Source organism: Thalassobacillus pellis, from assembly GCF_016908295.1.
GTDB classification, from domain to species: Bacteria; Bacillota; Bacilli; order Bacillales; family Halobacillaceae; genus Thalassobacillus; species Thalassobacillus pellis.
Window position 1 is genome coordinate 796,268 of sequence record NZ_JAFBDO010000002.1, and the last position, 26,517, is coordinate 822,784.

General features: G+C 42.6%; 29 protein-coding genes and 1 other annotated feature. Of the genes, 8 read left to right on the forward strand and 21 right to left on the reverse strand.

Going from position 1 to position 26,517, the window contains the following annotated elements; genetic code table 11:
• The first annotated feature begins 473 nt into the window (after positions 1-473).
• Positions 474-920, forward strand: a complete 447-nt coding sequence (locus JOC33_RS20300) for a GNAT family N-acetyltransferase (protein WP_205092310.1) — start codon at positions 474-476, stop codon at positions 918-920.
• A 152-nt stretch (positions 921-1,072) separates the two neighbouring features.
• On the opposite strand, the gene JOC33_RS09870 is transcribed toward JOC33_RS20300, so the two are convergent.
• The 11 genes from JOC33_RS09870 to JOC33_RS09920 all read right to left on the reverse strand — a co-directional run bounded on the left by JOC33_RS09870 (position 1,073) and on the right by JOC33_RS09920 (position 9,502).
• On the reverse strand, positions 1,073-1,843 hold the full coding sequence (locus JOC33_RS09870) for a DUF817 domain-containing protein (RefSeq protein WP_205092497.1): 771 nt from the start codon (positions 1,841-1,843) through the stop codon (positions 1,073-1,075).
• A 93-nt stretch (positions 1,844-1,936) separates the two neighbouring features.
• Positions 1,937-2,158, reverse strand: coding sequence for a helix-turn-helix domain-containing protein (locus JOC33_RS09875; protein WP_205092311.1), 222 nt, complete (start codon positions 2,156-2,158; stop codon positions 1,937-1,939).
• 10 nt (positions 2,159-2,168) lie between these two features.
• Positions 2,169-2,651: a DUF2975 domain-containing protein gene (locus JOC33_RS09880; RefSeq protein WP_205092312.1), complete on the reverse strand. Its 483-nt coding sequence runs from the start codon at positions 2,649-2,651 to the stop codon at positions 2,169-2,171.
• 274 nt (positions 2,652-2,925) lie between these two features.
• Entirely contained in the window at positions 2,926-4,062 is a 1,137-nt protein-coding gene (locus JOC33_RS09885; RefSeq protein ID WP_205092313.1) for a hypothetical protein, read from the reverse strand.
• Positions 4,063-4,075: 13 nt separating this feature from the next.
• Entirely contained in the window at positions 4,076-5,326 is a 1,251-nt protein-coding gene (locus JOC33_RS09890) for an ABC-2 transporter permease (RefSeq protein ID WP_205092314.1), read from the reverse strand.
• Positions 5,323-6,210 carry an ABC transporter ATP-binding protein gene (locus JOC33_RS09895; RefSeq protein WP_205092315.1) on the reverse strand — a complete coding sequence of 296 codons (888 nt, stop codon included), beginning with the start codon at positions 6,208-6,210 and terminating at the stop codon, positions 5,323-5,325. Before JOC33_RS09895 ends, JOC33_RS09890 begins: the two co-directional genes overlap by 4 nt.
• Positions 6,211-6,975, reverse strand: coding sequence for a hypothetical protein (locus tag JOC33_RS09900; RefSeq protein ID WP_205092316.1), 765 nt, complete (start codon positions 6,973-6,975; stop codon positions 6,211-6,213). It abuts the gene before it with no gap.
• Positions 6,962-7,513 (reverse strand): RNA polymerase sigma factor, encoded by a 552-nt coding sequence (locus JOC33_RS09905; protein WP_205092317.1) that lies wholly within the window; start codon positions 7,511-7,513, stop codon positions 6,962-6,964. Before JOC33_RS09905 ends, JOC33_RS09900 begins: the two co-directional genes overlap by 14 nt.
• 228 nt (positions 7,514-7,741) lie before the next feature.
• The gene (locus tag JOC33_RS09910; RefSeq protein ID WP_205092318.1) at positions 7,742-8,359 is read right to left on the reverse strand and encodes a DUF2651 family protein; all 618 of its coding nucleotides are present in this window, start codon (positions 8,357-8,359) and stop codon (positions 7,742-7,744) included.
• 507 nt (positions 8,360-8,866) lie between these two features.
• Positions 8,867-9,265, reverse strand: coding sequence for a secondary thiamine-phosphate synthase enzyme YjbQ (locus tag JOC33_RS09915; protein WP_205092319.1), 399 nt, complete (start codon positions 9,263-9,265; stop codon positions 8,867-8,869).
• 60 nt (positions 9,266-9,325) lie between these two features.
• Positions 9,326-9,502 (reverse strand): hypothetical protein, encoded by a 177-nt coding sequence (locus tag JOC33_RS09920; RefSeq protein ID WP_205092320.1) that lies wholly within the window; start codon positions 9,500-9,502, stop codon positions 9,326-9,328.
• A gap of 264 nt (positions 9,503-9,766) precedes the next feature.
• Here JOC33_RS09920 and desB point away from each other — a divergent pair, with 264 nt between their 5' ends.
• A complete protein-coding gene (gene desB / locus JOC33_RS09925) occupies positions 9,767-10,831 on the forward strand; it encodes a Delta(10) desaturase DesB (RefSeq protein ID WP_205092321.1) in 1,065 nt (354 codons plus the stop codon).
• 71 nt (positions 10,832-10,902) lie between these two features.
• Here desB and JOC33_RS09930 read toward each other — a convergent pair whose 3' ends face one another.
• The gene (locus tag JOC33_RS09930) at positions 10,903-12,255 is read right to left on the reverse strand and encodes a D-serine ammonia-lyase (RefSeq protein ID WP_205092322.1); all 1,353 of its coding nucleotides are present in this window, start codon (positions 12,253-12,255) and stop codon (positions 10,903-10,905) included.
• A 3-nt stretch (positions 12,256-12,258) separates the two neighbouring features.
• Entirely contained in the window at positions 12,259-13,410 is a 1,152-nt protein-coding gene (locus JOC33_RS09935) for a DEAD/DEAH box helicase (protein WP_205092323.1), read from the reverse strand.
• Positions 13,411-13,817: 407 nt separating this feature from the next.
• Here JOC33_RS09935 and JOC33_RS09940 point away from each other — a divergent pair, with 407 nt between their 5' ends.
• Positions 13,818-14,606, forward strand: a complete 789-nt coding sequence (locus JOC33_RS09940; RefSeq protein WP_205092324.1) for a CsxC family protein — start codon at positions 13,818-13,820, stop codon at positions 14,604-14,606.
• 47 nt (positions 14,607-14,653) lie between these two features.
• Here JOC33_RS09940 and JOC33_RS09945 read toward each other — a convergent pair whose 3' ends face one another.
• The 3 genes from JOC33_RS09945 to JOC33_RS09955 all read right to left on the reverse strand — a co-directional run bounded on the left by JOC33_RS09945 (position 14,654) and on the right by JOC33_RS09955 (position 17,660).
• Complete coding sequence (locus tag JOC33_RS09945) at positions 14,654-15,745, reverse strand: hypothetical protein (protein WP_205092325.1); 1,092 nt, start codon at positions 15,743-15,745, stop codon at positions 14,654-14,656.
• A gap of 102 nt (positions 15,746-15,847) precedes the next feature.
• The gene (locus tag JOC33_RS09950; RefSeq protein WP_205092326.1) at positions 15,848-16,633 is read right to left on the reverse strand and encodes a CsxC family protein; all 786 of its coding nucleotides are present in this window, start codon (positions 16,631-16,633) and stop codon (positions 15,848-15,850) included.
• 253 nt (positions 16,634-16,886) lie between these two features.
• Complete coding sequence (locus tag JOC33_RS09955) at positions 16,887-17,660, reverse strand: CsxC family protein (protein WP_205092327.1); 774 nt, start codon at positions 17,658-17,660, stop codon at positions 16,887-16,889.
• 195 nt (positions 17,661-17,855) lie between these two features.
• Here JOC33_RS09955 and JOC33_RS09960 point away from each other — a divergent pair, with 195 nt between their 5' ends.
• The 4 genes from JOC33_RS09960 to JOC33_RS09975 all read left to right on the forward strand — a co-directional run bounded on the left by JOC33_RS09960 (position 17,856) and on the right by JOC33_RS09975 (position 20,783).
• Positions 17,856-19,049, forward strand: a complete 1,194-nt coding sequence (locus tag JOC33_RS09960) for a ParM/StbA family protein (protein WP_205092328.1) — start codon at positions 17,856-17,858, stop codon at positions 19,047-19,049.
• Positions 19,050-19,051: 2 nt separating this feature from the next.
• A complete protein-coding gene (locus tag JOC33_RS09965) occupies positions 19,052-19,426 on the forward strand; it encodes a hypothetical protein (RefSeq protein WP_239534077.1) in 375 nt (124 codons plus the stop codon).
• A 348-nt stretch (positions 19,427-19,774) separates the two neighbouring features.
• Positions 19,775-19,957 (forward strand): YjzC family protein, encoded by a 183-nt coding sequence (locus JOC33_RS09970; protein ID WP_205092330.1) that lies wholly within the window; start codon positions 19,775-19,777, stop codon positions 19,955-19,957.
• An 82-nt stretch (positions 19,958-20,039) separates the two neighbouring features.
• Positions 20,040-20,783 (forward strand): YqjF family protein, encoded by a 744-nt coding sequence (locus JOC33_RS09975; RefSeq protein ID WP_205092331.1) that lies wholly within the window; start codon positions 20,040-20,042, stop codon positions 20,781-20,783.
• A 1-nt stretch (position 20,784) separates the two neighbouring features.
• Here JOC33_RS09975 and JOC33_RS09980 read toward each other — a convergent pair whose 3' ends face one another.
• Positions 20,785-21,141: a SpoIIAA family protein gene (locus JOC33_RS09980; RefSeq protein ID WP_205092332.1), complete on the reverse strand. Its 357-nt coding sequence runs from the start codon at positions 21,139-21,141 to the stop codon at positions 20,785-20,787.
• Positions 21,142-21,350: 209 nt separating this feature from the next.
• Entirely contained in the window at positions 21,351-21,791 is a 441-nt protein-coding gene (locus tag JOC33_RS09985; RefSeq protein ID WP_205092333.1) for a YndM family protein, read from the reverse strand.
• 156 nt (positions 21,792-21,947) lie between these two features.
• Here JOC33_RS09985 and JOC33_RS09990 point away from each other — a divergent pair, with 156 nt between their 5' ends.
• Entirely contained in the window at positions 21,948-22,259 is a 312-nt protein-coding gene (locus tag JOC33_RS09990) for a hypothetical protein (RefSeq protein ID WP_205092334.1), read from the forward strand.
• A 436-nt stretch (positions 22,260-22,695) separates the two neighbouring features.
• Here the strand turns inward: JOC33_RS09990 and ddlA are convergent, their stop codons facing one another.
• From ddlA to argS, 3 genes are all read right to left on the reverse strand, one after another.
• On the reverse strand, positions 22,696-23,793 hold the full coding sequence (gene ddlA / locus JOC33_RS09995) for a D-alanine--D-alanine ligase (protein ID WP_205092335.1): 1,098 nt from the start codon (positions 23,791-23,793) through the stop codon (positions 22,696-22,698).
• A gap of 240 nt (positions 23,794-24,033) precedes the next feature.
• Complete coding sequence (locus tag JOC33_RS10000; protein ID WP_205092336.1) at positions 24,034-24,456, reverse strand: GNAT family N-acetyltransferase; 423 nt, start codon at positions 24,454-24,456, stop codon at positions 24,034-24,036.
• 34 nt (positions 24,457-24,490) lie between these two features.
• Positions 24,491-26,173: an arginine--tRNA ligase gene (gene argS, locus JOC33_RS10005; RefSeq protein WP_205092337.1), complete on the reverse strand. Its 1,683-nt coding sequence runs from the start codon at positions 26,171-26,173 to the stop codon at positions 24,491-24,493.
• Positions 26,174-26,293: 120 nt separating this feature from the next.
• Positions 26,294-26,509: a binding site (T-box leader), on the reverse strand.
• Positions 26,510-26,517 lie beyond the last annotated feature (8 nt).

Here is a 26,517-nt window from a genome sequence, read left to right on the forward strand (position 1 = left end):
ACACAAGAGAGTGGTACCATGGATAATGCCGCGAAACTGACCCAACGTGACTTCCAGATAAACATCAATGCTCCCACCAGGCCAATGAAAATGGTGGGTGCCGCTGCAACCCAATGCCAGCCGCTGGTATAATCTATCTCAGGACTAAAGTAAAACCAAGGACAAAACAAACCTATACAGCTTATAATTAATAAGATGCTTATAGGCCATTTCCTAGTCTGGGTAAAAAACATGGAACCTCTTTCCTTCTTACTTTTCATTAAGATTAAGTTGAATTTTTATTCCTCTAATAGAATAATAGCGAGAATTATCCCTATAAGCAAAATACGTTTTGCCCTTCATTGCCACTCGGATAATGAACTGCCTGACACTGCTGGCATTAGGATGGTACTATAAATATAACTAGGATAGACCACCAGCATAGCTACTGTCTGATGTAAAACTGTGAATCCTAAGATAAGGAGGAAAATGACGTGTTAACTGTGAAGGAAATTTCAGCGGAAGCTACATATGAGCTACGCCACAAGGCGCTGCATCTAAACAAGCCTGTAAAAGCGTACCAATACCCTGGAGATGACCTGGATACGACCTTTCATTTAGGTGCATTTGAAAATCGGAAACTGACAGGGGTTGCATCTTTTTATATGGAAGGAACAGATGCCATCCATTCCCATAAACAACTCCGAATGAGAGGGATGGCTGTGGACGAACCAGATCAAGATTTGAGAATTGGAACAACTGTATTACATAAAGCAAACCGAATCTTATATCATGGTAATGCCGAATACCTCTGGTGCCATGCAAAAACATCCGCCCAGCCCTTCTATGAAAGAATTGGTTTTTCTCAAATTGGGGACGCTTTTGCAACCAAAACGAATGATGCATACGTAATTCTATATAAAAAAATTGAAAAACCTTAACAGAATTACCGGTTGCTATAAAACAATTTGCTGCTTTTATATTTAGCAGAAACATTTGTCACTGCGGAATGAAGCTAGGTTCTGATACTAGCTACACCAACAATCGTCCAGCCTCCTATGCACAGGCTGGACTTCTTTAGTGAAATATACTTTTATTCCAGCGGGATTTTCTTTTTCACCTGCTTTAACGTAGCTACGATTAGAAAGCTGACGATCACTAATAAGAGCCAGGAACTTACCTTCCCTACATGCACAAGACTCCATGCATCTCTTTGGTTCGGATATTCCCATGCTCCAAAGAACGTTGCGATATTTTCAGCCACCCATATAAAAAAACCGATAAGAAAGAAAGAGAGTACCAGCGGCATACGGTAACGCGTTCCACTTACCTCATAGGCGACCGATGATTGCCAAAAGACAATAATCACAAGGCCAGATAACCACCAGCGAACGTCAATCCAGTAATGATGGGTGAAAAAATTCAAATAAATCGCAGCGGCCAGCGGTACAACAATCACAAACGGCGGCCACTTAATCAGTTCAACTTCTAACCTTCTCCACGCCTGACAAAGATAACTCGCTACGCTTGCGTACATGAACCCACTAAACAAAGGCACCCCAAAAACTTTGGAGTATGCTTCTCCCGGATAAGACCAGGACCCCATATGCACTTTGAAAAGTTCAAGTCCAAGCCCGATAATGTGGAATAAGGTAATCACCTTCAGTTCATCCCGGGTTTCCAGCCCCGAACGAAGCATCCACCACTGCATCAGAATGCAGATAAGGAGAAGCCAGTCGTATCGTGGCAGAATCGGAAGCGGCATGATTTGCGTTAAAGCTAACGAGGCAAAAATAACGACAGGAAACAAGCAGGAAAGCGCCTGCTCCCACCCAAAGCGAACGAGTTGTTTCAACGCTCTCATGATTTGTGCCTTAAAAAGTTTTTCCTGAATCCGGCTATAACAGCTATATAAATATAAAATGAAATACATAGGAACACCGCCGATACCAGTTAATTAATCCTCGCTATCTTCATCACTTCTGTATTCTAAAATATCCCCAGGCTGACAATCCAAAGCCTTACAAATCGCCTCTAAAGTGGAGAATCGGATTGCCTTCGCCTTTCCATTTTTCAATATGGATAGGTTCGCCATCGTTATTCCCACTCTTTCGGAAAGTTCCGTGACGCTCATTTTCCTTTTGGCCAGCATGACATCAATATTGATTATGATTGACATATTATTCACCTCAGACCGTTAGATCATTTTCTGATTTGATATCAATGGCATCTTTTAAAAGCTTTTGGAGAACAGCGGCAAAAACTGCGACCACCATAGGCGCAAATACAAATGCCATACCGACTAGCACCACACCCGGAGCATCGTCTAATTCCGCAAAAATATAGAAAAATGGCAGGCTGGCAACGTATAAACCAGTAATTGTGATTGCAAAGACTTTGATATTCCGCAAAGCTTTTACAGACAACTCCGAGAAAGCATTGTTTTTGTCAATATAACTCAGCAGCCGGAACGCCTGATACAAAGCACCGAAAAATGGTATCGCTGAAATATACATGAGAACGATAATGATATATATGGCATAATCGTACGGCGGATCTCCTTCTGCAACATCCCTCGCTAACGACGGAAGTCCAAATATGCACAGCGCAAGAATTGGAACACCCAATAGAAAAACAGCCAGCTTTAAAAACAGTGTTGAACCTCGTTTCATAAAAAGCACCTCACCTATTTATTGTAAAATGATTGTAGCATAACATTTATCGTTTTACAATAAATAATTATCTAATTTCATTTTATATTTATTGCTTTAGAATGTTATTCCCGCCTTTATGCAGAAATAAAAAAGCATCCCTTTTTATGAAGAGATGCTCTTACCATTGAATGAATAACTTGTTTACTCCACTTGTCATTTTCTGCTGCAAGAAAATGATTAGTTCTGTAATGCAAATCACTCTAGTAAAGATTGGGGAATGCTTTCTATTTATCTAAACAATATCGATTATTCTCTCCTTTTTCCACCTAAAGCTCAGTACTGCCCCGCCGATCAGCAGTAACCCTATATATGTACCAATGGTCAGATAGACGGGATATTGCATGCCGAACATTCTTGTAATCAAGTATTCCTTGATTAAGAGTATTAAAACAACTGCTATTGGTATTTGCGAACCTATCAAGGAAATGTAACTCCACACAACCCTAGATAAGTAGGTTGAAATGGCTGCTGTAACAAAGCTGAGTAAATACACCCCCACAACCGAAGCTATGATGTATTGAAAAAAGGTTATGTCCAGCCAATAATGACCGTTGAATTCAAATGAAAAGAGACTTGAGGCAAAGAACTCACTCGTTTCATTTTGGGCATAAAGCTGAAAGAAGATTCCCAGATATACAGTCGTAATCATGGTGGCCGTAACCATGGCGGCGACCAGCTTTTTCTTGAATAAATTACGTCCTTCCATAGTCGTGTACTGAAGCGTGATCGCATTATTTTGATATTCAATGATATGGATGCGACTCACGACAATGATTACACTAAGTACAATGAGGATACCGACCATGGAAATCAGATTTGAAAAGTTAGCAATAACGTAATCTGGAAGAATGGAATGTCTCGATTCGCTATTTAAATACTCTTTTTTCCATTCTTCATTATCGATGTAACGATTGGTTAAAGTTCTTTCCTCAAAATGCTCATACCTCTCCATGATACTCTCTCTTGCTTGTAATTCCCAGAAGATATCAATCTCTTTTTTGAAGATGATTTCGGCTTTTAAATTATCCAATTCGGGATTGGATGGACGGTCGAATTTTTTAAAACCTTCATAGGTGGTTATCCCCGCATTGGCGAACTCTTCTTGGGAAGCTACGTATTTATCTGCTTTGTTCACTTCTTTTTCATAAGTTTTTTTGAAATTTTCATATTCCTTCTTATTCATTTCCGGACCATACTTTGCAATCATTTGTTTGGTAATTTTAAAGTGATCTCCAGCCGGGCGGCCATTTGGAAAATATTCGAAGTGAAAGCTTAAAAACAGTTGGTAAAACAGGAAGCTTAGCAGGAATAGTAATCCAATCACTTTCCAATTAAACAACTTGCCTATTTCATATAAGATAATCCGCATAGACTTCTCTCCTCTAATGTAATTGCATTCGTTTGAAGCGTCGGATACTCAATGCACATAGTGACCCTGTTACGAGTGTCCAGACAACGATCGTTACAGCTTCGTAAGTTTTATAGATTGTAAACGGACCGTTTCCCATCAACCATTCATGAGGATTCATAACCATTACGTAAGGCGTGTATTGCAAGTAGAAAATGAAATTACTGCCATGTGGGGCTATTTCCGGGAGAAGCACACCGGCTCCTGCAATAATTAAGAAACAGAAAAATACGAGATACGTGTTTTTCATGAAGATAGACAGGAAAAAAGTGATTCCCATAAATAAGTATTGAATAATGATTACAAATAAAACAAAGAAACCTAAGTATTCTAAGAACGATAGATTCCACCAAGTGATATATGGCAGAGGCATTTCCGCATTAAAATAAGTACTGATCGGCACATTCCAGAGACCGGAATAGTCATACGTCAAAAAGTACGTGGTGAAGGTAACCCCAATTAACACTAATATGACGAAAAAACCCGCAATGGATGCAGCGGCAAGCTTAGCCAAGGCAAGCTTACGGCCTCTTTTCGCTGTATAGCTGACCGCTGCTGTTTTATTTTCAAATTCATAATTTGTGACTGCTGCGGTAATAAGGACAAAGAGCAGCATCAATTCAAAGATCAGCGCTCGTCCAATCTTTTCAAATAACAATTCATGCATCTCATAAACCTTGTTGTGAAAGAACAGATGCTTGTGCTCCCCATTCTCGATCAATTCCTCCAAACGCCGGTCAAGCTTTTGGAACTGGTCACGGACAGTGTCTGCTGCAGCGTCCTTCATTCCATACATACCGATGATTGCACTTGCACTATCTTTAAGATCTAATTTTTGATAAAATTCATCGATATCCTGGGAGACCCGGTAATATGTTTCTATTGAACGATACTGCCAGAGTTTTTGCATTTCGTCCTCGTTAAATGGTTTTTCAGATATATATGTATCCAACAATTCGGAAGGATGCTCATACGTTTTTCCATCATGCTTAGCGATATGATTTACCCAGGCGACCTTCTCTTCATAGTCATCGCCTAAATCCGTCATCATTTCTACGTTTATATCATGACCATAGTTTCTGACAAGGTCTTTTAATACGGCCATATCTTCTTTGAAATCGGTATTAGTCAAACTAATCAATACATTTAAGCCGATAAAAAAGAGAAGAAGAAACCAGATAATCGGCATTTTGGCGATTTTCCACAATTCATGTTTTATAATCATACAGTACTGCCTGCTAGTGTGGCATCATCCTGATAGATATATAAAAATACATCCTCCAAGCTGGGACGAACATTTCTCCATGCCGGATCTATCGCCTTCTCCTCCGTGATAAAACGGAAAGTCATTTGATCTCTTTCCTGTCGCTCCCCAATCGAGAAATACTTAGCTCGAAAAGATTCTGCATTTGCTATCTCCACCTCTGTTTCATATATTTTCCCTTCTAAAATTTCACAAATATTTGTGATGGAGTCTTTATAGAGAACTTTCTTATCTTTGATCATGATGATCTGGTTTGCAATGGACTCCACGTCAGAAACAATATGGGTGGAAAGAATTATGATCCTGTCCTGAGCAAGTACGTTCAAAAGTTTACGGAAGCGTGCCCGTTCCTTTGGATCAAGTCCTGATGTAGGTTCATCAAGAATCAGGATTTTTGGGTCATTTAACATAGCCTGGGCAATCCCGACCCGCTGAATCATACCCCCTGAAAACTTTTTCAGCTTCTTATTGGTAACGTTTTCCAGCCCAACCAGCTTCAGAAGTTCAGTGATTTTTTGTTTAGCTGTATTCTTTTCCATCCCTTTTAGAGCAGCTAAATACATCAGATACTTTTCTGGAGTGTAATTTTTGTAATACCCAAATTCCTGAGGCAGGTAGCCTAGCACATTTCGGTACTCTTCATCCAGAGTTGTTATATCCGTTCCATCGTAAAGTATTTCACCATTTGTCGGAAACAATAGAGTGACCAGCATTTTAATCATAGTCGTCTTTCCTGCTCCATTTGGTGCCAGCAAGCCGTATATACCATTATCAAACTCTAGCGTGACATCTTTTAATGCTGTGAAGTTACCGAATTTTTTACTTACTTGATTCATTACAAGCATCTAGACCAATCCTTTCATTCGTATAGCGAATAATAAGCCTTTTAAAGAACGGATGTATAAACCTGCTGCAACGATCCCAATCAGGCCGTAAATATAAAATGGAATTTGCTGGAGAAAGGCTTCATAAAATTCCACACTATGAATGGACACCAAGATGTTCCCCAAGACCCACATGCCCGTAACTGTCAATTTTGCCTGGAAAGATTTCATATGGAGTTGCACATATAAAAACGCTAAAGCAAATAGAAAAAGAGCTGAACTTGACAGTAAAAAGGCGTGCAGGATATCCAAGCTTTTATGCAGTGAAATAGATAGGATGATAACACTATTGATCAGCATACTGAGTACACTGAACACGAGCATTCGGAATGCAGCCAGCTGATGTAAGTTGTACTTGCACGTCATCTCCACCTCATACGTCGCTTTCTGTTTCTGATTTACAAAAAATACATAGGCAAAGACAAAATACGTAATTGGTGACCCGATGAAGATAAAAGTATAAATGTTCAGCTTCTCTACAGGTATCCATTCCATCACACTCATACTGGTCACTGCCAAGACAAAGAGAGTGATGAATAGGGTATAAAGGATTTCAGTCCAGTCGTGGAACAGATGCCTGAAGCCTACACTCCTATATATGGCAGCCAGATAAGAACCAAACGAGGCTTTCGGATTCAGCCCTTTGGCGATGATTGTGTTGATCTCCATTTGGATGGAGTCCTCGTCGGGGTATGGGATATCAATTCTTTCCTTATTCATCATCATCCTCCTTTAACCGTTGCTCCAGCTTCCGGATTGTCGCATAATACTTTGTCTTAACCGTTGACTCTTTCATACTTGTAGTAGCTGCTATCTCGGAAAAAGTATATTCTCCGAGAATTTTCAGCCTAATGATTCTCTGTGTCTCATATTCAAATTGGGAAAGTGCAGCGAGCACACTTTCTGCCTTTTCCTTAGCCTCCAATGAGTCCGTAAATTCATGCGGATCATGGATGACCTTTCCTTCGATTGCTTCAGTCTGTTTGTATTGTTTATATGCCTTTGAGCGATAAAAATCGATAATTCGGGAATTTGCCACTTTGTATAACCATGTCCGGAATGATGCCCGGCCGTCATAACCGTGAATGGAACGCAACATACTGATAAAAATTTCTTGCGTGAGGTCTTTTGCAAGCTCCTGATCCATTGTTTTCTTAAATACAAAAGCAAATATCTCCCGATAATATTTATGAATGAGCTTATCCGCAGCCCGCTCATCTGATTTCTTCTTAATCGCTTTTATCCATTTTATGTCCTGGTTCATATCGTCAGCGATCACATCCGTTTCAAGCTGTCTATTTCTTGAGCTACCCGTATATTCGTAACAAAAGAGGAAATAGTTTTAGATTTTTTAAAAAGATTCATCTTCAATAATTGCACAAAAAAAAAGAGCAACCTTGGTACAAGATCGCAATAAAGCCTTACTTTCTTAATACAAACTATCAAAGTTTTTCTCCTTAGCTATACGCCGCTTTTAATAAACTTCGGTCCTCTATTCATAACAGCTCTTTACCATATGAGGTCGCTTTTCAGTGAATTCATTTACAAAAAAATTTGGTCTTTTCTCATATTCACACATTTGAACGATCTTCTCTTCTCCCCTTAATTCAATATACCGATACTTATGTTCTAAATCATCTTTAAATACTACTACAGCTATAATTGGTTTGGTTCTTTCCGTATTAAGCTTACCATTATAATGTGTGGCGATAGATTCAATTTCATGCTTTTTATATCCATTTTCCTCCAGGTGATTTCTTACTTCTGCTTCCATTATTTTTGCATTAATAGGTTTTGCCAGGGCTACACCTAACCCGATAGCCACTGCTAATATTGTTACTATAGTTATTACCTTATTCAACCTTATATTTACTTTAATTACTTTGTTAGTTATTAGCTTGGTTAGCAGCCCTCCAAGGTAAGCAAGAAGCGTATACATACATACCCAGAGGAAAAAAGAAGAATTAAAATAAGTGAAATGAGCAATAAGAGAAATCACGAACACAAGGGTAGGCGCGACAATCGCCCTTTTTAAAAAAACAGCCCCAAGGGCACCTGCCAAAAATGAATAGATTGGAAAAAACAATACTACAAAAATAATCAGATACATATATACCTTCCTTTTAAAAGTGCGTTAGTGTAATATTACACCAACACTTATTACGTTACAATACTTCAAAACGTAAAAGTAGTCCTGAATATTTTTGTAAGGGAAGAACAAAGGCACGTATATATGTGTTCACTAATGCAAAGGAATTCACGATAAGGAAGTAACGGTTTCCTTAAATTTTATTGTTTAAGCAGGCAGAATGAACGATAGTACTATAAGAATAACCGGGAAGATGACTAGGGAAATTTTCATTGTCTTGTTGGGATCTTTATAAAAATGCCTTATGTAAAATGGTATTCCAAAAGTTATGACGTCAGAAATCAGGCATAAATAGAACTTTTTAACAGTAGGTATTTGCTCATCTCCCAATAATGGTTGCCAATTATCCTATAAGGACTTTTGGTCGTATTCTACCACGAATTTTGAAATTATCTCCTTTCCAACTGCAATAAAAGCACTCCAATTCCTACATAGGATTAGAGTGCTTGAAATGTTTTGAAGAGTTTTTCATGTCATTATTTTGACAGAATACTTACGATTTCTCGGCCCGTCGAATTCACAGAAATAGACTCCCTGCCATGTTCCCAATACTAATTTTCCTTCATTAATAATCAAGGTTTGGGCATGACCGACGGTACTCGTTTTCATATGAGAAGCGGTATTCCCTTCCCCGTGCCTGTCTTTCGGATGGTTCCATGGATATAACTCATCAAACCGCATCAGCATGTCCGTTTTTACATCAGGGTCGGCATTTTCATTGACGGTGACCCCCGCTGTAGTATGCATGGATGATACGACCATGAGGCCTTCTTCAATACCTTTTTCTGCGATAAAACGCTGCAGTTCCTCGGTAATGTCAATCATCTGGGAATGATGATCTGTTTTCAGCTGAAATTGCTTGTACATATACAACACCCTTTTTTCATTCCTATTCCAATTTAACAGCAGACTCAAACCTATCCGTTACTATCTTCCATATTTTTTTGCCAAGTATGCACGGAATGCTGTTACTTCTTTTTGTAGTCGGTGAATTTCCTCAAGTGACGAAACCTTTTTCACATTCTTCCTTATTCTCCAATAGGTGGCCAGCTCATCGTCCGTCAGCTTTATGCTAGCATGTGGAAAGAAAATCAGTTCGCCCACATCGCCTCACTCCTCCGTGGCACCTGAAAAAGGTGTTTCTATTAGTGATTGTATGATGGGACAGCCATTATCATAAGTTTTTCTTTAAAAATTATAGGAAAGGATTTTATGAAAAAGTGAATACTAATTACTGATTACGTTCTCATTGGATTACCACCTGACCTTAGTACCAGGTAATAAATTTCCATTGACACGATACTTAGGCATTGTTACGCTTAACCCCATCAACCGAAGCACGACTGGTGTTTCGAAAGGAGCTGCGCTTTGAAAGACCTTCACTCATTCGGCTGGTATGCAAAACGCATCAAGCCTGACCTACCGAAAGAAGCATTCAAGCCTGTGCCTGCCCGCTTGTTCGGTGGGTTGGCATATGTATGTGTGACGGTTGCTGGACTTCTGGCAATCAGTATCTTTGACCTGCACATAATCGTAAATATAATGATATCGCTCGTAATCGGGTTCAGTTTTGCCGGAATGGGATTTCTCGGACACGAAATCCTGCACGGTACCGTAATTCGTAACCCGCTTGCCCGTGATATTCTTGGAGCGATCGCTTTTTTCCCGTTAAGCACCGGGCCGAAGCTGTGGCGAAAATGGCATAACCTGACCCATCATCGCCATACCCAGCATGACGAAATGGACCCGGATGCATGGCCGACATTGGAAAAATTGTTTAAGAAAAAAATATTCCAGTGGATCTATAAACTGCCTCATCCGGTTCGTGCTACATTCAGCTTTGCATCGCTTGCTGTCCAGTTCTCGTTGCATTCGATCAAAATGTTTACGGCTTACATCAAGGAATTCAAACCAAAAAAGCAGCCGGAAGTATGGCTGCAGGCTATACTGCCATGGGTAACCTGGATCGGATTATTATTTGTGATCGGGTTTACCAAGTGGGTGTTTGCATTTCTGATTCCGCTATTGATTGCCAACTTGATTGTTATGGGATATATTTCGACTAACCATCGGCTGAACCCGCTCACACCGGTCAACGACCCGCTCGCGAACAGCCTGACGGTAACCGTGCCTAAATGGGTCGATGTGCTGCATTTCAATTTTTCCTATCACACCGAGCATCACCTGTTTCCAGGCATGAATCCGAAATATTACCCGCTTGTAAAAGAAGAAATCAAAAAGAGATGGCCGGAGCGGTATCACGAAATGCCTCTTTCTCAGGCATTGAAAGCTTTATGGAGAACGCCCCGTGTTTACTTCAAAAACAACGAACTGGCTGATCCTCAATACGGGAAAGTTTACGGGTCACTGGGAAACGGTCTGGATCCGAAGAACATCCGCTTCCGCGTCAAACGTCTCCATTGGAAAAAGTGATATCAATACTTTCACCATGTACAAAAAATGTCCTCCTTCTGTAATACAGAAAGAGGACATTTTTTTAATAGCTATTCATTCATTAACCTTTTTCCTTCCGCGATGAACTGCTTTGCTTCTTGTTCTGGTACGAGACGTCCGCCCGTCGCCCAGACCACATGGGTCGCCCGGCCATTACTTTTACGTAATGTTTCTTTAAGTTTTTGACCATTTCCTGTGAGCTGATAAGGGCCATACATGCCGGCAAGTGCTGACGGCTCGAGAGTGATCCCTTCACTTCTGTTCAACAGATACAATAGTTTATATAATTCATCGTCCCCAATCGTATAGATGGCTGATAACAAATGCTCCACCATTGGACCGGCGAATCCTGACGGTCGGCCTACTGCCAGTCCGTCTGCAGCTGTCAGGTTGTCGATGCCGAAATCCTGGACAGAAACTTTGTCGTGCATTCCCGTCATCATGCCAACCAACATGGCAGGAGAATGGGTCGGTTCGGCAAATATACAGTGGGCATGATCTCCGAAGATCTGTTTCAGTCCATATGTGACGCCGCCAGGACCACCACCGACTCCGCATGGCAGATAAACGATGAGTGGATGCTGTTCATCCACCTGGATATTGTTTTCCTTCAGCTGCTTTTCAAGTTCCCGTGCTGCAACAGAATAACCTAGAAATAGTGCCTTGGAGTCCTCATCGTCGACGAAATAGCATGCTGGATCCGCTGCACATTCCTCTCTTCCTTTTTCCACTGCCACACTGAAATCAGCCGGGTGTTCGACCACCTGTACACCATAGCTGCGAAGCTTTTCCTTTTTCCAATCCTTGGCATCTCTGGACATATGGACAGTGACACGAAAACCGAGTTTTGCACTGATGATACCGATGCTTAATCCAAGGTTTCCTGTTGATCCAACGGCTATGGAATACTTGGCAAAAAATGATTGGAACTTTTCCGAATGAAAGGCGGCGTAGTTCCCATCTTTTTCGATCATCCCATGATCGATTGCCAGTTTTTCCGCGTGCTGCAGAATTTCATAAAAGCCACCCCTGGCTTTGATTGAACCGGCCACGGGCAATTCATTGTCACACTTCAGCCAAAGATCGCCATTAAAGTCCATTCCGTAAAAGGCTTCCAGTTCTTTTTTCATTTCAGAAATCCCTTTTAATGGCGATATAATCTTACCGCCTGGAAGCTCTGCTTCTGAGAATGCTTCTGTAAAAAATGGAATGAACCGCTGGAATAACGCCGCTGCTTCGTCAATTTCTCCCTGCTTGATGGGAAGTGCATCTGCTACAGTCTGATACGGCCTCCAGGATGGGTTCTCCCAGTAGACTTCTTCTGTTTGGACGACTTTCTTCAATAACGGATATTCCTCCAGCCATTTACTTTCCAGCTTCCCTGCAATCATTCGGTCCATCATCCTTTACCTCCTTCCAGTCTTTACATCATTCAAACGTCCTTTATAAAGCACTTTTTCCACAGGCTCTATGGCAAGTTCTTTTGCAAATTTGCGCAGCCTCTTTTCCTCCTGTTCATTAACTATCGACACTACAGTCCCTGAAGCTGCGCCGAAGCGCCCTGTACGTCCGGCACGATGGACATAGCTGTTGACTTCCTTCGGGATATCGTAGTTGACGACAAAAGGAAGGTCCTTGATATCGATGCCGCGTGCAGCGACGTCCGTCGCAAGGAGGAGCGGAACCTCCTCTTTCTTGAAGGCTTTCAAGGCTTTTTCCCGTTCGTCTTTTCTTGAATCACCGTGGATGACTGCTGCATCGACTCCCATGTAAGCAAGTTTTTCCGCTGCGACATTCAGGGTTCCGATATCTTTTACAAAAACAAGACCGCGGAACTCCGGTATGCCTGATAGCTTTTTCAATATATCTGTCTTCTTCCTGCTTTCTGCGGTCAGATAAACATGCGCGACATCTGGCTTTCCCTGTTCCTTATCAAGCTTGATGACCACAGGAGTATTCATCATCTCCAATGCCTCGGCTTTACTTTTTTCCGGCAACGTAGCGGAAAATAACAGCAGCTGGCGATCGGCCAATGTGCTTTTGATGATGTTTTCCACTGTCGCCTTGTGCTCCGGCAGTAACAGCTGGTCACCTTCATCCATGACTACTGTTTTCACTTCATGCATTTTCAGTTTCTTCTTTTGAATCAATTCGTATACCCTGCCTGGTGTCCCGATTACAATCCGGGGGTGTTTCTTCATTTTCTCGAGCTGGCGTTTGATATTCGCCCCTCCTATCAAAGTTGTGCTCGAAATGCCGCTTCCTTCCCCAAAAGTCTGGAGCTGTTCATGAATTTGCATCACCAGCTCACGGGAGGACGCCAAAATCACGGCCTGGGTATTTTTTTGCTCACTATCTATTTTATTAAGAATCGGGAGCAAGTAGGCCAGCGTCTTGCCACTGCCTGTCGGGGCTGTCGCAAGAACATCCTTACCTGCCATTACGGGAGGAACTGCTTCCCGCTGTATATCAGTCACCCTGTCGAACCCGGCCTTGTCCCAGGCAGTTTTTATAAACGGTTTCATTTCCTCTGGTAAATGCATTCTATTATCGCTCATATAATGATATCCTTTCCTGGTTCGTAACGTTTACTCATATCGTTATTCCATAACCATTCTAACCGACTTTTAACCAGGAACAAAAGCTTAAGCGCCTTGCTCACCCCCGATTAGAAAAACTTGGCTTGTCGCCAAGTCCCTATGGCGAAAGCCTCAGATTTACTTATACTTTAATCCTTTAAAAAGTTTATATTTTTTTAAAGTACAAGTTTAAGACTAGCCTCGCCGTAGAAATCACTGCACTATAGTTGCGATAATCTCTGCCAAACGGCCAAAAATACACTAATGTCCAGCTACACTAGTCCATCCTTTATATACACAGGAAGCATATACAATAGTAAGTCGAAAAAATAGAAGTGGTGTAAACTTCTGTTTTTTGACAACTAGTTAAAGGAGTGAAATTATCAATGAAAAGAAACACACGAGCTCATGGCAAACATAAATGCCCGCCACAACCATCAAGTGACAAAGCTAAAACGAAGTCTGTATTTTGTGAGGTGCAGGATACATCCCTTGACTTGGCAGGGGATATCCCTACAGCTGTCGATGTTCCAGTACCACTTTCCGATGTTGTGCTGCAGGTTGATGTGGAAGCGGATATCCATCTTCCTACCCACGCACGGGAGATCAAATGGGTACGCAAAAACGTTTCATTGAAACAATGCAAGGCTATTCCTTCCGTATTGGATCCGGATAACCTGCGAGTGAAAATTTATGTAACCGGGACAATTCATAAAAACATCCAGTATATCGAGGATGCCAGCGGTTTAATCAGAGACCACAGCGTTGATGTACCTTTTACATGTATCGAGTCCGTGGAATTGGATAATCCGATCCAATACCCTCTTTTCGACTTCCCGTTCAGTGTCAAAAGCTCTGTATTGGAAAGAAGAGAGCTTGCTAAAGATGGGCATGGTGCTGATCGCTGCATAGATGGATCTCTATCCTTCGAAATCTACAATGAGCCGATCTCCTGTAAATTGATTGCTTCTGCAGTCAACGACTTCGACATTCACAAAGATTTCGATAACTGGGGTCGTTTCAGCCGCATTACGGAAAAAGCGGAAGTCGTCCTTGTATTCAAGCTTCTACAAACCCAGCAAATTTCCACTGAATTACCAGATGATGGCGATAAACACGGTAAGAAGCCGACAGCCAGCCAGCGTTTCAAACACGTTGTCCGTAAACCTTATTAGGATTTCATTAGCAAGGGTGACCCGGATACCCGGATCACCCTTATTTTTTATGGCAGTTCTGTTACTACATGGACAAATTGCTTTTGATATACATCGACACCAGCAATAACTCTTCCTTGAACATAAATGACGGTATCGCCGCTGTCTGACTTCACTGCCTCTTCATGAGACACAATATTGATGACCTTCGCTTCAAAATATGGCTTATGCGTAAGTTCTGTACATGACGCTCGCTGCGTGATCACATCCGTGCTTCCCGGCGTACGGAAAGTGTATTCCGCATCATACTGGCTCGGGATATCAGGAGCATTTATCCATTCAAGTGATACTGTTTTTTCGAGTGGTATTTCCATTTTCAAGGACTTCATTTCACCCTCAGCATCTGCATATTGCACGTCAGCAAGCAAGACGAGACATAAAAACAGTACATTGGACGGCAGGACAACCTTTCCATTGTATGATTTAAGCGACCAGTCAATGGCGATAAACCGAGCAATTGGAAATCCTATATCAAGCCGTTCGAGTATATCAATAGTGACTGGCTCGGATGCCAGGTTAACCGGCAATTGTACTTCCGTCGTTTTGCAAATTATCGGTGGATCCGGTTTCTTGTCACACACCGGTTCAGGGCAAGGTTTTTTGTGCTCACAGTCAGGAACATGGGGAGGACATTCATGGATGCAGGGGACTGGAAGACATGGTTCTTTATCTTTGCACTTCTTTTTATCATCTTCATCATCCGCCCCCCATGGATAATCGTCCTCATCACAAAATTCCTCTTCACATTCTTCCTCATCACAAAATTCTTCCTCATCCGCTTCTTCTTCAGATTCGTGGTATGCTACGAATTCCTGGACGTCCTCCTGATCTTCCTCATGCTCGTGTTCCTGGTACTGCTGGTCTTCCTCCTCTTCATGCTCAAGTTCATCCTCTAACTCATCTGCTGCGATAGCCAGGCGAATCTCATCCCATTCACTATCGGGATCATGCTTCTTTTCTTTGTCTTCCAGGTCATCAATCTGCCTGCCCTTCGTTTTCGGAGGTGGAAAAATCACCGGATTCGCGAGTGACTTTTGTTTATTATGCTTGAAAACGTCTGGTTCTGCGGCAGCCTCCTCCGAATGCACGGGGTGATTCATTTGTTTACCCGAAAAGAACATATTCGTGGGAAATAGCTGCTATCTAGCGCCGTTCCCCGTTCACCTCCTCCAACTCTGGTACAAACGGATTAATTCATTCGGTCAAAACAAGTCATCATCATTTGTCGTAGAAGCTACCCGTAACTGCTGTTCCTGAAGTACCTTGACGGTGAAATCAAGCACCATCTTTTCGACCATCGTGGTAAAGTAGCCTTCATCAATTGGGGACTGCCCCGGTAATGGCTGCCTGTCGATTGCTTCATCCCATTCAATGATTTTACTGGAAATCAATTCGCAATAAGGAAGCTCATTATAAAATTGCTTGCTTTCCTGATGGAACTGAGAGAGATCACTCGTCAGCACCTCATCCTTTTCCGGGAATCCTGACGGCAACGGCCTTGAAACGAAAAAGTCGAATTCTTCCCGGTTGTTCACTTTCGGCATGACAGGCTTCGAAATATACTTTTTGATTTCTGTTACCGTTTCAAATGGTATGTCTACCGTGTAGGAATGCAAATCTGAAGCTATCGAGGAAGATGTGTTGTTTTCTATGTCCGTACTCGGGCTCGCGTATTGAATGTTTTTACGAACGAAACCTTTTATGAACAATTTGTTGGTCGGCAGCAACAAGCGGCATTGGGTGATTTTCACCCGTTTTTTAATATCTTTTATCTCCAGTACCGGCTCCGGGAAATTTATTTCTGCATCCATATCGACCTGGATGCTTAATTCTGCCAGCACCACCGGCACCTTGGTGACAATTTTTCCGATACAGACATGGGGCTTGTGTTCGCACACCTTGTGGTGATCATGGTGATCTTTACATTCATGGTGGTCATGGTGGTCATGGTGGTCATGGTGGTCATGGCATTTTTTAAAATCTGACATTCGTGGCCCTCCCAAATTCAAGATGTTCCATCCTATGTAGGCTTCTCTCCTATGTATAGGCAAACGCCCAGATACAAGCATGCAATTTTCAAGGTGCTTCCTTCTGCAAACCTTCTGTGTCACCATTCTAAGCCATGTAGAATAATTTATTACATAGAAAAAGCACTACCTCCACTTACACTAACGGCAGTGGAAGAGATAGTGCCCTGTAGATGCTTCATCAGCAATAAGAGTTGGATGAAGTATTGACAGCTTATAAAGCTGCGATTCGTACTTGCTGGTTTTGCAATATTTTGATGGTAAACTGCAGGAAAGTCTTTTGGATAATTTCCTCGAAGTAACCTTCTTCAAAAGGTGCGTTGCCTGGTAGCGGCTGACGATCAATAGCTTCATCATATTCCGTCATATCACTGGAAATGATTTCACAATACGGGAATTGATTATAGAACTGTGTACTGTCTTGATGGAACTGGGAAAGGTCGCTTGAGAGCAGCTGGTCTTTTTCCGGGAATCCATGCCCTAAGTTCTGTGCACGAAAGAAGTCGAATTCATTACGTGAATTGGTGACTGGTAATTGAGGCGGCTGGATGAAGCTTCCTTCCAAAACAGTTGTCACACATTCGAAAGGTACATCAACAGTCAGCGAGCGTAATTTAGAAGATACGCAGCTTCCCGATGAGTCATATGTCGGTGTAGCATACTGGATGTTTTTACGGATGAACCCTTTCAGGAAGAGCTGATAGTCACCCGCAACGAAAGGATCTTCTCCTTCTGCTACCCCAGGAAGCAACAGCCGGCACTGAACGATTTTCACCCGTTTTTTGATGTCCTTGATTTCCAACACCGGATCAGGAAAATGAATGTTCACTGACGTGCTGCTATTGACTGTCAACTCAGCCAATGTAACTGGAAGCCTTGCAATCAGTTCTGGGTTCGCCGGAGTCAACACCGGATCTGCGTCGACGTTTGTACATTGTTCCACCGAAGCGGACTGGTTCACATCTACGCATTTATTGTCTTTTTTCATTGAATAATCCTCCTTTATATTTCAGGTACACTTTATCCTATGCACAGGAACATAGATGGAATAGATGAATGAGGCAGTACATACGTGGATTTTGGTACGAGAATGGACCAGCATAGCCAGGCAAAAAAAATAGACTGGGTACTTGCACAGGTCTGCCTCCCTGTTGCATAGGATTCTACAGAGGAGGCAGATAAAATGGGTAGACAAAATTATCTGGCGGTTGATATCGGCAATAGTTGGTATAAAGTGCTTGCCTCGGACGATGGGGTTCTGAGCGAATACCAGATGCCGAACGCTATTGCGCTGTTTGACGAAGAATTTTACGAATTGCCTTATGAGGAAGAAGATGTGGAACTGGAAGAAAATTTGATTGTGGAAGTAAAAAGCCAGGCAATTGTAGACAAACGGGAGATCTATTATGCCGGAAAAGCAGCTGCCCGGCAGCGGAATGTCAGTCTGACTTCGTTCAATAACCAAAAAGTCGATGAAGACCGGACTTACATCCTGTTATTTGGAATCGCCGCTTACCACGCGATGTTAGGTAATCCGGACGACACGGAAATAAACTACGAAATTGATCAGCTGGCGGTTTCCCTTCCGACCACCCAGTTCAAACGGAGAAAGGGGCGTTTGAGGGACTGTCTTACAGGTACCCACACAATCATTTTCCATAAAGTACCAGGCCATGCTGAACCGAAGGAAGTCACCATCAAGCTGAAAATACACGATGTCATTATCGGAGCTGAAGGAGCCTGTGCGTATCTTGGTATGACACGTGATATCGATACATTAGAAATTAAGGATGACGCCTTAGTCAAAGACACAAAAAAAGGGATCATCATCGGCGACCTGGGCGGCGATTCGGTCGATTTCGTAGGGATCAAAAACAATAAACCAGTCGCTTCTGTCGAGGGAGAGCCTTTTGGCATCAACCAATTTCTCGACATCATCATTCAGAAGGTCAGCAAAAATGAACTGTACAAATTCGATTCCCGCTCAGAGCTTGAAGAAAAATTAGCCGCTGGGCAATCAGAATGGTATGTGGAACCTTTCGCTGGAGTTCGAAAAGACATCAGCAAATATGTCACACCACAGCTGCGATCGATGGCGATCAAATACTTGGAGCTTTTTGACCGGGTCCGCAGCAGTTCGAACGAAATCAAAGGGGCTGCACGGTATATCGCTGTCGGAGGCGCAGCCAAGCTGGCCCAAAAACAAATCCAGGAAGCTGCTGTGAAATGGCGGGAACGAGGGCGTCCTATCGAGCTCACCTTCCCGGAAAATTTAGAGAAATTGAACGTCATCGGCCTATTGATTCTTGCAAAAATGAACCAGATAAAAAGACAGCATGAAGAAGAAGCAAATGGCCTTGTCGCTTCCGAAGGGTGAACATGATGGAAGAGACCTACACCGATTATGTAAATAAAGTGGCTATCACACTCCCTGAGGAATATATCGATATCAAAACCGGCGATGCCAGAGTCGTTTCTGAGAAAATACAGGAACAACTAGCCTACCACGCGGAAAACAACACACTCATCCATCTGCTATTATCAGCATTAGAGCACTATTTCAAGCCTGGCAGTACATCGGGCGTCAACCAGGCAGTTTTACAAGAGTTGAGCGCCATCAAATGGATGCTGCAAAACGGTAATGTTACTGTCGGGCATTCTGGAAGACAGTCCTTCCAGGTTGGAGAACGTAAACAAGTAAAAGGAGTCGATCTTGAGGAAGTGGCAGAAGTTATCGAGGCTTATGGTGGGTAATTAAATGAGAACCCGCGGCTTATTGAAGCCGTGGGATTTTTGTTCCTCACGGTTTACGTGGGGAATTCTCTTTGCTGGGATGCGGGTTTTCTGTCTCGGTAGGCACGCGAGTTCTGCTCATGTGTACGCGAGTTTATCTGGCTGGCACGCGTGTGGGCTATTGATGTACGCGTGCATCTTTGGCTGGCACGCGTGTGGGCTATTGATGTACGCATATTTAGGGGTTTCAATAATATTACAATAATGTAAATATATAACTTAAATGTTTATTTCTGTTTCTCCCGGGGAAGCGTACCTTTGAGAAAAGAGAGAGTATCTTTTCTCAATATTATATGGAGGTGGAGTAACATGGCTGATAAAACTTATAAGACAGGTGAAAAGGCACCAGAAACCGGTACGTATAAGGTAGATAGTCTTGTCAACGGTGGAGATTCCAGTAACGACAACACGGAAGTACGTGTGGAAAAAGACGAATCGTTCCCACCATCCCCTTCCAGCAACGAAGCGGCATATTGGGTAAAAGTATCGTAATAAGTACAAGCTAAAAAAGAACGGATGGCCTCAGATGAAATCTGGGGTCATTCTTTTTGTCTGGATAAGGAGGCACACTTCCATGTACAAAGAAATCCTGCAAACAACAAATCACCGGACAACTCCGCTACCCAAAGGTTCTTGGGTAATGACCCAGGAGTGGAAGCATCTTTTGTTTATGCACGTTCCTGTATCAAAGGAATGGTTATCCGCTTATGTACCGGACGGACTTGAAATTGATACTTATCACAAGCAGGCCTGGGTTACCATCATTCCTTTCCAGGTCAGTGATATGCGTTTACGAATGCTTCCTTCGATACCGGGGCTGAAATCTTATCTCGAATTGAATGTCAGGACGTACGTGATTAAAAATGGTATCCCCGGGATCTATTTTTTCAGCCTGGATGCAGATAAGCTGATGGCAGTCATCGGTGCCAGGTTTGCTACTTTGCCTTACTTTCCTGCGAAAATGACAATGAAAAACCAAGGTGGAGCTTTCACTTTTAAAAGTGACAGGTGGTCGAAGGAAGAGGCAGTTTTCCAAGGAAGCTATCAACCTTCTTCAAAACCTTTTTCACCTGAACAGGACAGTCTTCCATTCTGGCTTTTGGAAAGATACTATTTATACTCAAGGATTAAAGGAAGGTTGTTTTATGGAGGGATCCACCACCTTCCCTGGAAAATCACGGAAGCCCGTGCTGAAATTCATGCCTGTCAACTTTTTCCGATTAGTCAACATCAACTAACGCCAGCAGATATATTGTTTCATTATGCTCCATCTTGTCGAGCACTCTTTTGGCCGATAAAAACCATAAGCATGGGCTAGCTCATTCACTGAGCCAGCTCCATGCTTTGTCGATTTCGTCTTTATGAAAGTGCCTCATCTGGATTCCGGGCAGCTTGTCACCTGCTTTAGCAGCGGTGTCCATCCAGTCATGTTCACTGATAACTGCAAATTTATCAAATTGTTCCCAGCGTTTCGCATCAAATTTCGTCCCGTCAATCAATCCCCTGACAGTCGTTCCTTCTATGTCGTTATAATGGGCAAGTAAATTGAATTTTTCGTCGGAGTGAAAATTGTTTTTCACATGTTCATCAAGTCTAGCTGCATCTTCCCCGGTAATTTTCCCTGTCACTTCCAATGCAATGGTAGATGTGTACTGGCTTGGTATGAATCGAAACATGGTTATCTCCTCCTTTTTCTTGTTCCATTCCTTTTTTTAACTGGAAGCAAACGGAAAATCGTAAGAACAAGAGAGCAAGCACCTTGCTCACCCCGACAAGCTTAAGCCAAGCCTCGGCGTGACGGAGCTGAAGGGGACCTCTGTAGAAGGATTTCATTTTTATAATTTCCAGACACAAAAAAGCCCCTTCTGCAAAGGGGGCTTTCACTTTAGGATTCGTCATTCTTATCGTTTTCATCGTAAGGGAATAATTCTTCAGAGGTTTCCGTACTGACTTCCATATTACGGGCGCCTCTCTCTACATGTTCATCATCAAATGTAGAAGCAACTTTCTTATGGAAGAAATATTCTGCAATCGTGACAGCCGCAGAAGAAATAATTGTTGCGGTGAACAGATCTCCTCCAAATGTCAGCGCATCTCCCATAAAGTAAATCACTACGAACGCAAGACCAAAGTCTGCCACGCTCGCCATTGTATTGTTGGTTCTTGGCAATATCATTCTGTCCCCGATTACGTATGATAAGAGCCCCAGTACAACAGTGATGAGAAACACGTTTCTGAATGCCATGTCGTAACCCAGTCCTAAAATTACAAGAAGGACAGCGAGCGTCATGACAAACTTGATTGCCAATAATTTCATATGCTCCATGAAAAACACCTCCTGTACTTACTTATCTTTTGTAACGGAAGACAAACTATACATAAGATAAATATTTCCTTTTCTTAAAGCTGTGTATGGTCAAGCACATGACATCGCAAAATAATAAAGATCGTATGAAGCAGCTTAAAAGGAGTGAACATACGAATGGCAAAGAAAAACCAGAAGTATACCGACTTTTCCAACGTTGAAACACAGCGTAATTTTCTGACGGCAGAAGAGTTCCCAGAAGGACCGTTCGGAGCAGAAAAAGGAAAGGAAGTCCCGGTTGAAAATAAAGATACCCCATGGAAAGATGGCCAGCAATATTACAGCAACAGCACATTTGAAAACCGCAACCTTCATGAAGGAATGCCGAGGCAGTTTCCTCAGGCCCACGTGCCTCATGATGACAAAACGGAAGGTAGCGAAGACCCTTACAACGATGCGCCAAATAAAAATAACGGGCAGATGTCCTAACTCTTTTCCCCCTTAGGGTATTTAAGGGGGATGTTTATTTTTATTTATTTTCCAAAATGCGAGAAGTAATAAGCAAACACTTAAAAGGAAAAGAGATTCCACGAGCCTGTGGGAATTTTTGAATTAAGGTGCTGGATGAACACGCGTTTATGCTCACGCGTGTTCATGGTAAGTGCAAAAACGCAGTTTCTCACTATGGCAACGTTTTTGCTGCTGTACACACATAGTTTCTGCTGCGGAATCCATGTACATTAATTATGGTAAATTTGAACGAACATAAAGCATGGCTTGGCGATCATAAAATAAGGACCGGCGAGCATAAACTGTCGCTCCGAGATCGCAAATTGCTTCTTGGCGAGCATAAACAACCATTGAACGAGCATATTTCTTTTTCCATAAAAAAATCTGCCCTAAACAGGATTAGGGCAGGCTCATATTACTCTACTGTGTTTTTCAATTTGGAGTCGCGCTCGTGTCGTTCAATGCCGAGACTGATTAGGCGATGAATTAACTCAGGATAGGAAATACCGCTGATTTCCCACAGCTTTGGATACATGCTGATTTTCGTAAAGCCCGGTAATGTGTTCACTTCGTTGACGACCAGGGAACCATCTTTTTTCATAAAGAAATCGACCCTTGCCATCCCTTCACACTCCAGTTCTTTGAAAACCTGGACGGCGGTGCGCTGAATAAGGTCCACTTCTTCTTCCGAAACTTTGGCAGGAATTTCTAAAATCGCTCCGCTTTCATCGATGTACTTGGTTTCATAGGAATAAAAATCACCTTGGGGCAGGATTTCTCCTGGCATGGAAGCGATCGGATCTTCATTGCCAAGCACGGAACATTCAATTTCACGCCCATCGATATTTTCTTCAATCAGCACTTTATTGTCGTAGGCAAACGCATCGGATAGTGCTTTTTCAAAATCGCTTTCTTCATAAACCTTGCTAACACCGACAGAAGAACCCTGGCTCGCTGGTTTGATGAAAAATGGAATTCCAAGCTTATTTTTCACATCGTGAAAAGATACAGTATCACCGGACTTACAGGTCAGCGATTTCGCCACATTCAAACCGGCTGCCTTCAACAGCTTTTTGGCAATGTCTTTATCCATACAGACAGCGGATCCAAGCACGTTCGCGCCGACATACGGGATGTTGGCGAGTCGAAGCATACCTTGCATGCTCCCATCCTCGCCGAGGGTGCCGTGAAGAATCGGAAAAATGACGTCGAGCTGTTCCAGTGCCTGTGCCTGATCAAGCTTCACCAGCTGATCTTCCTCCGTACCAGGAACAACTGCAATGTGCTGATTGGTTTTATTTAAAGCAATCAGCTTAGGATCTTCCTCATTTATCAGGTATTGAGAAGTATTGTTCAAATGCCACTTCCCTTGTTTATCGATTCCAATTAAGGTGACCTCATATGTATCCTTATCAATGGCATCGACAATATTTTTTGCTGATTGCAGCGAAACCTCGTGCTCTGCTGACTTTCCACCGAATATAATACCAACTCTAATCTTTTTATTGCTCATCTGGATCACTCCTACAAAAATTCATTTATTCTTAAAGGTATTCTTCAGCCACCGTTTGATGCAGCAGCAACTGCTAATATCTGGTTCTCCTGGGGTGCGCGTAGGAACCGTGTCACCAGTTAATATCTGGTTCTCCTGGGGTGTAGAAGATAACTGTCAATAACTGGTTCTCCCGGGGAGGAGTTGATTATCTCCTAAAATCTGGTTCTCCCGGGATGAAGGTTGATTTATGCAAGCTCATTACCGGGGGAGGTTGGTTAATTTTACGAAGGCGACTAAATCGCCTTGATCGCAGGATTTGAAGTCGTGTTTTTCATAGAAAGCGCGGACGGATTCGGAATCATCCGTAAGCAGGACAATCTGGCGGACGCCGTTGTATATGCTGAGTACTTCATCGAGCAGCAAGGAGCCGATTCCATTATTCTGGTATTTCTCCTGCACCAGGATATCCTGAATGTAAATGATCGTTTCACCGTCCCCAATCACCCTGATCAAGCCGATCAGATCCTGGTTGTGCCAGGCGGACAGTACTTTCAGGGAATTGTTTATTCCTCTTTCTAACCTTGGCATGTCTTCTGTATAAGCCGACCAGCCGACGTCTTCGTACAGCTTTTTCAGTTGGATGACGTTGATGACATGGGTATCTCTGATTCGAATGTCCATTAACCACGCCTCCTCCATAATTTTAAAAGTTATCCTACATTTCCTCCGGCGCAGCGATTCCCAATAGGCGCAGCCCCTCTTCCAGTACTGTTTTCACTGTTGCAACCAAAGTTAAACGGGATTGTTTACAAGGGTCATCTGCTAAAATGCGAACCTCAGCGTAATATTTGTTGAACTTTTTCGCCAGCTCGAGGACATATTTGGCGACCTGGGAAGGGTCATTTTTTTCAAACGCATGTGTGATGACTTCCGGGAATGCCGCCAAGCTTTTAATCAGTGGCCAGTTGGCATCTTCACCGTTCACAAATGGTTCCGGAGTATGGGTGAAATTTCCTTTTTTGAGCAGCGAGGAAGCACGTGCATGGGTATACTGCACGTACGGTCCTGTCTCGCCTTCAAAACGAAGCATATCCGTTAAGGAAAATTCGATATCGTTCATACGATAATTCTTTAAATCATGAAAAATGACCGCGCCAGTTCCGACTTGGCGGGCAACCTCCTTTTTATTTGCGAGATCAGGGTTCTTCTCAGTTATGTTTTCCTCAGCAAGCATAATCGCCTCTTTAATCACTTCTTCCAAAAGGACCACTTTTCCTTTACGGGTCGACATTTTTTTATTACCTTTTAGCATCATCCCAAACGGCACATGAGTCATCCCCTTATGCCACGGGTAACCCATTTTTTCCAGCACGGCAAACAGCTGCTTGAAATGGACCGTCTGCTCTGCACCCACCACATATAAAGATTTCGTAAAACCGTACGTTTTCTGTCGGTAGATTGCTGCTGCTAAATCCCTTGTCGCGTATAATGTCGTACCATCCTTTTTTTTGATCAGGCATGGCGGCATATCCTCGCCAAGTGGGACAATTTGTGCTCCCTCCGATTCCTGAAGTAGCCCTTTTTCCTTCAATTCATCGGCGACCTGCTCCATTTTATCGTTATAAAAAGCTTCTCCATGATTGGAATTAAACGAAATGCCAAGGAGTTCATAGACTTTAGCAAACTCTTTCAAGGATTCCTCTTTGAACCAATGCCATAACTCTAGTGCTTCTTCCTCACCATTTTCGAGCTTCTTGAACCACTCCCTGCCCTCATCATTGAGTTCAGGATGTATTTCTGCTTCTTTGTGAAAACGGACATACAGGTTAAGCAGTTCCTTGATCGGATTTGCTCTGACTTTCTCCTCTTCTCCCCATTTTTTATAGGCTACAATCAATTTACCAAACTGTGTTCCCCAATCGCCGATATGATTGATCTTAACCGTGCGATAACCGCACTTTTCAGCTATCAAAGATAGAGAATTGCCGATGACCGTGGAGCGAAGATGCCCCATCGAAAAAGGCTTGGCGATGTTCGGGGAGGAAAGATCAATCGTTATGACACTTCCTTTAGCTATATCCGATTTTCCGTATTCGCCTCCTTCTCTAAGAATCGCAGCGATAACATTAGCAGCTGCTTCTGTTTTATTGATAAAAACGTTGATATAGCCGTTTACAGCTTCTGCTTTTACAAAGTGGGAAGATTGGATTCTTCCAGCGAGCCCTTCCGCTATTGCTGCAGGCGATTTCCGGTATATTTTAGCAAGCGTAAAACACGGAAAAGCAAGATCTCCCTGTTGATCATAACGGGGTTTTTCGATCATTTTTGAGATGTCCTGCTGAGAGTGTTCATGAAGTTCCTTTTCCAATAAAGCTGCAAATTCCATTTGATAATCCATACTATCCCTCCATTTAGAAAAACTTGGGTTGTCGCCAAGTCCTTCTGGCGAAAGCCTTAGTTTTACTTATACTTAAAGTTAAACTTTCTTAAAGTATGAAAAAACTCCCGCCTCTTTAGGAAAAGAGACGAGAGTTCGATTTTCTCGCGGTACCACTCTAATTGTTTATCGTAAAACCACTCAAACATTGCTAACGAGGTCACCCCCGGCTTTTCCTACTCTATTCGGAAAAGCATCTCCAAAGTCCGGTTCATCTCTTGCTCGGCATCAGGCTTCCACCACCCCTGACTCGCTTCTGCTTCCGCAAGAAATTACTCTCTTTATCATCGATTTTCAAGTATTTC

Coding starts and splice junctions, on each gene's coding strand:
- JOC33_RS09880 (WP_205092312.1), bottom strand. CDS start 2,651: ATGAAACGAGGTTCAACACTGTTTTTAAAGCTGGCTGTTTTTCTATTG.
- JOC33_RS09970 (WP_205092330.1), top strand. CDS start 19,775: ATGGCTGATAAAACTTATAAGACAGGTGAAAAGGCACCAGAAACCGGT.
- JOC33_RS09915 (WP_205092319.1), bottom strand. CDS start 9,265: ATGTACAAGCAATTTCAGCTGAAAACAGATCATCATTCCCAGATGATT.
- JOC33_RS09975 (WP_205092331.1), top strand. CDS start 20,040: ATGTACAAAGAAATCCTGCAAACAACAAATCACCGGACAACTCCGCTA.
- JOC33_RS09945 (WP_205092325.1), bottom strand. CDS start 15,745: ATGAATCACCCCGTGCATTCGGAGGAGGCTGCCGCAGAACCAGACGTT.
- JOC33_RS09980 (WP_205092332.1), bottom strand. CDS start 21,141: ATGTTTCGATTCATACCAAGCCAGTACACATCTACCATTGCATTGGAA.
- JOC33_RS09875 (WP_205092311.1), bottom strand. CDS start 2,158: ATGTCAATCATAATCAATATTGATGTCATGCTGGCCAAAAGGAAAATG.
- JOC33_RS09890 (WP_205092314.1), bottom strand. CDS start 5,326: ATGATTATAAAACATGAATTGTGGAAAATCGCCAAAATGCCGATTATC.
- JOC33_RS09905 (WP_205092317.1), bottom strand. CDS start 7,513: ATGAACCAGGACATAAAATGGATAAAAGCGATTAAGAAGAAATCAGAT.
- JOC33_RS09965 (WP_239534077.1), top strand. CDS start 19,052: ATGATGGAAGAGACCTACACCGATTATGTAAATAAAGTGGCTATCACA.
- JOC33_RS09910 (WP_205092318.1), bottom strand. CDS start 8,359: ATGTATCTGATTATTTTTGTAGTATTGTTTTTTCCAATCTATTCATTT.
- argS (WP_205092337.1), bottom strand. CDS start 26,173: ATGGATTATCAAATGGAATTTGCAGCTTTATTGGAAAAGGAACTTCAT.
- JOC33_RS09900 (WP_205092316.1), bottom strand. CDS start 6,975: ATGATGATGAATAAGGAAAGAATTGATATCCCATACCCCGACGAGGAC.
- JOC33_RS10000 (WP_205092336.1), bottom strand. CDS start 24,456: ATGGACATTCGAATCAGAGATACCCATGTCATCAACGTCATCCAACTG.
- ddlA (WP_205092335.1), bottom strand. CDS start 23,793: ATGAGCAATAAAAAGATTAGAGTTGGTATTATATTCGGTGGAAAGTCA.
- JOC33_RS09870 (WP_205092497.1), bottom strand. CDS start 1,843: ATGAGAGCGTTGAAACAACTCGTTCGCTTTGGGTGGGAGCAGGCGCTT.
- JOC33_RS09935 (WP_205092323.1), bottom strand. CDS start 13,410: ATGAGCGATAATAGAATGCATTTACCAGAGGAAATGAAACCGTTTATA.
- JOC33_RS09885 (WP_205092313.1), bottom strand. CDS start 4,062: ATGCGGATTATCTTATATGAAATAGGCAAGTTGTTTAATTGGAAAGTG.
- JOC33_RS09930 (WP_205092322.1), bottom strand. CDS start 12,255: ATGATGGACCGAATGATTGCAGGGAAGCTGGAAAGTAAATGGCTGGAG.
- JOC33_RS09950 (WP_205092326.1), bottom strand. CDS start 16,633: ATGTCAGATTTTAAAAAATGCCATGACCACCATGACCACCATGACCAC.
- JOC33_RS09960 (WP_205092328.1), top strand. CDS start 17,856: ATGGGTAGACAAAATTATCTGGCGGTTGATATCGGCAATAGTTGGTAT.
- JOC33_RS09955 (WP_205092327.1), bottom strand. CDS start 17,660: ATGAAAAAAGACAATAAATGCGTAGATGTGAACCAGTCCGCTTCGGTG.
- JOC33_RS09990 (WP_205092334.1), top strand. CDS start 21,948: ATGGCAAAGAAAAACCAGAAGTATACCGACTTTTCCAACGTTGAAACA.
- JOC33_RS09895 (WP_205092315.1), bottom strand. CDS start 6,210: ATGCTTGTAATGAATCAAGTAAGTAAAAAATTCGGTAACTTCACAGCA.
- JOC33_RS09940 (WP_205092324.1), top strand. CDS start 13,818: ATGAAAAGAAACACACGAGCTCATGGCAAACATAAATGCCCGCCACAA.
- JOC33_RS09985 (WP_205092333.1), bottom strand. CDS start 21,791: ATGGAGCATATGAAATTATTGGCAATCAAGTTTGTCATGACGCTCGCT.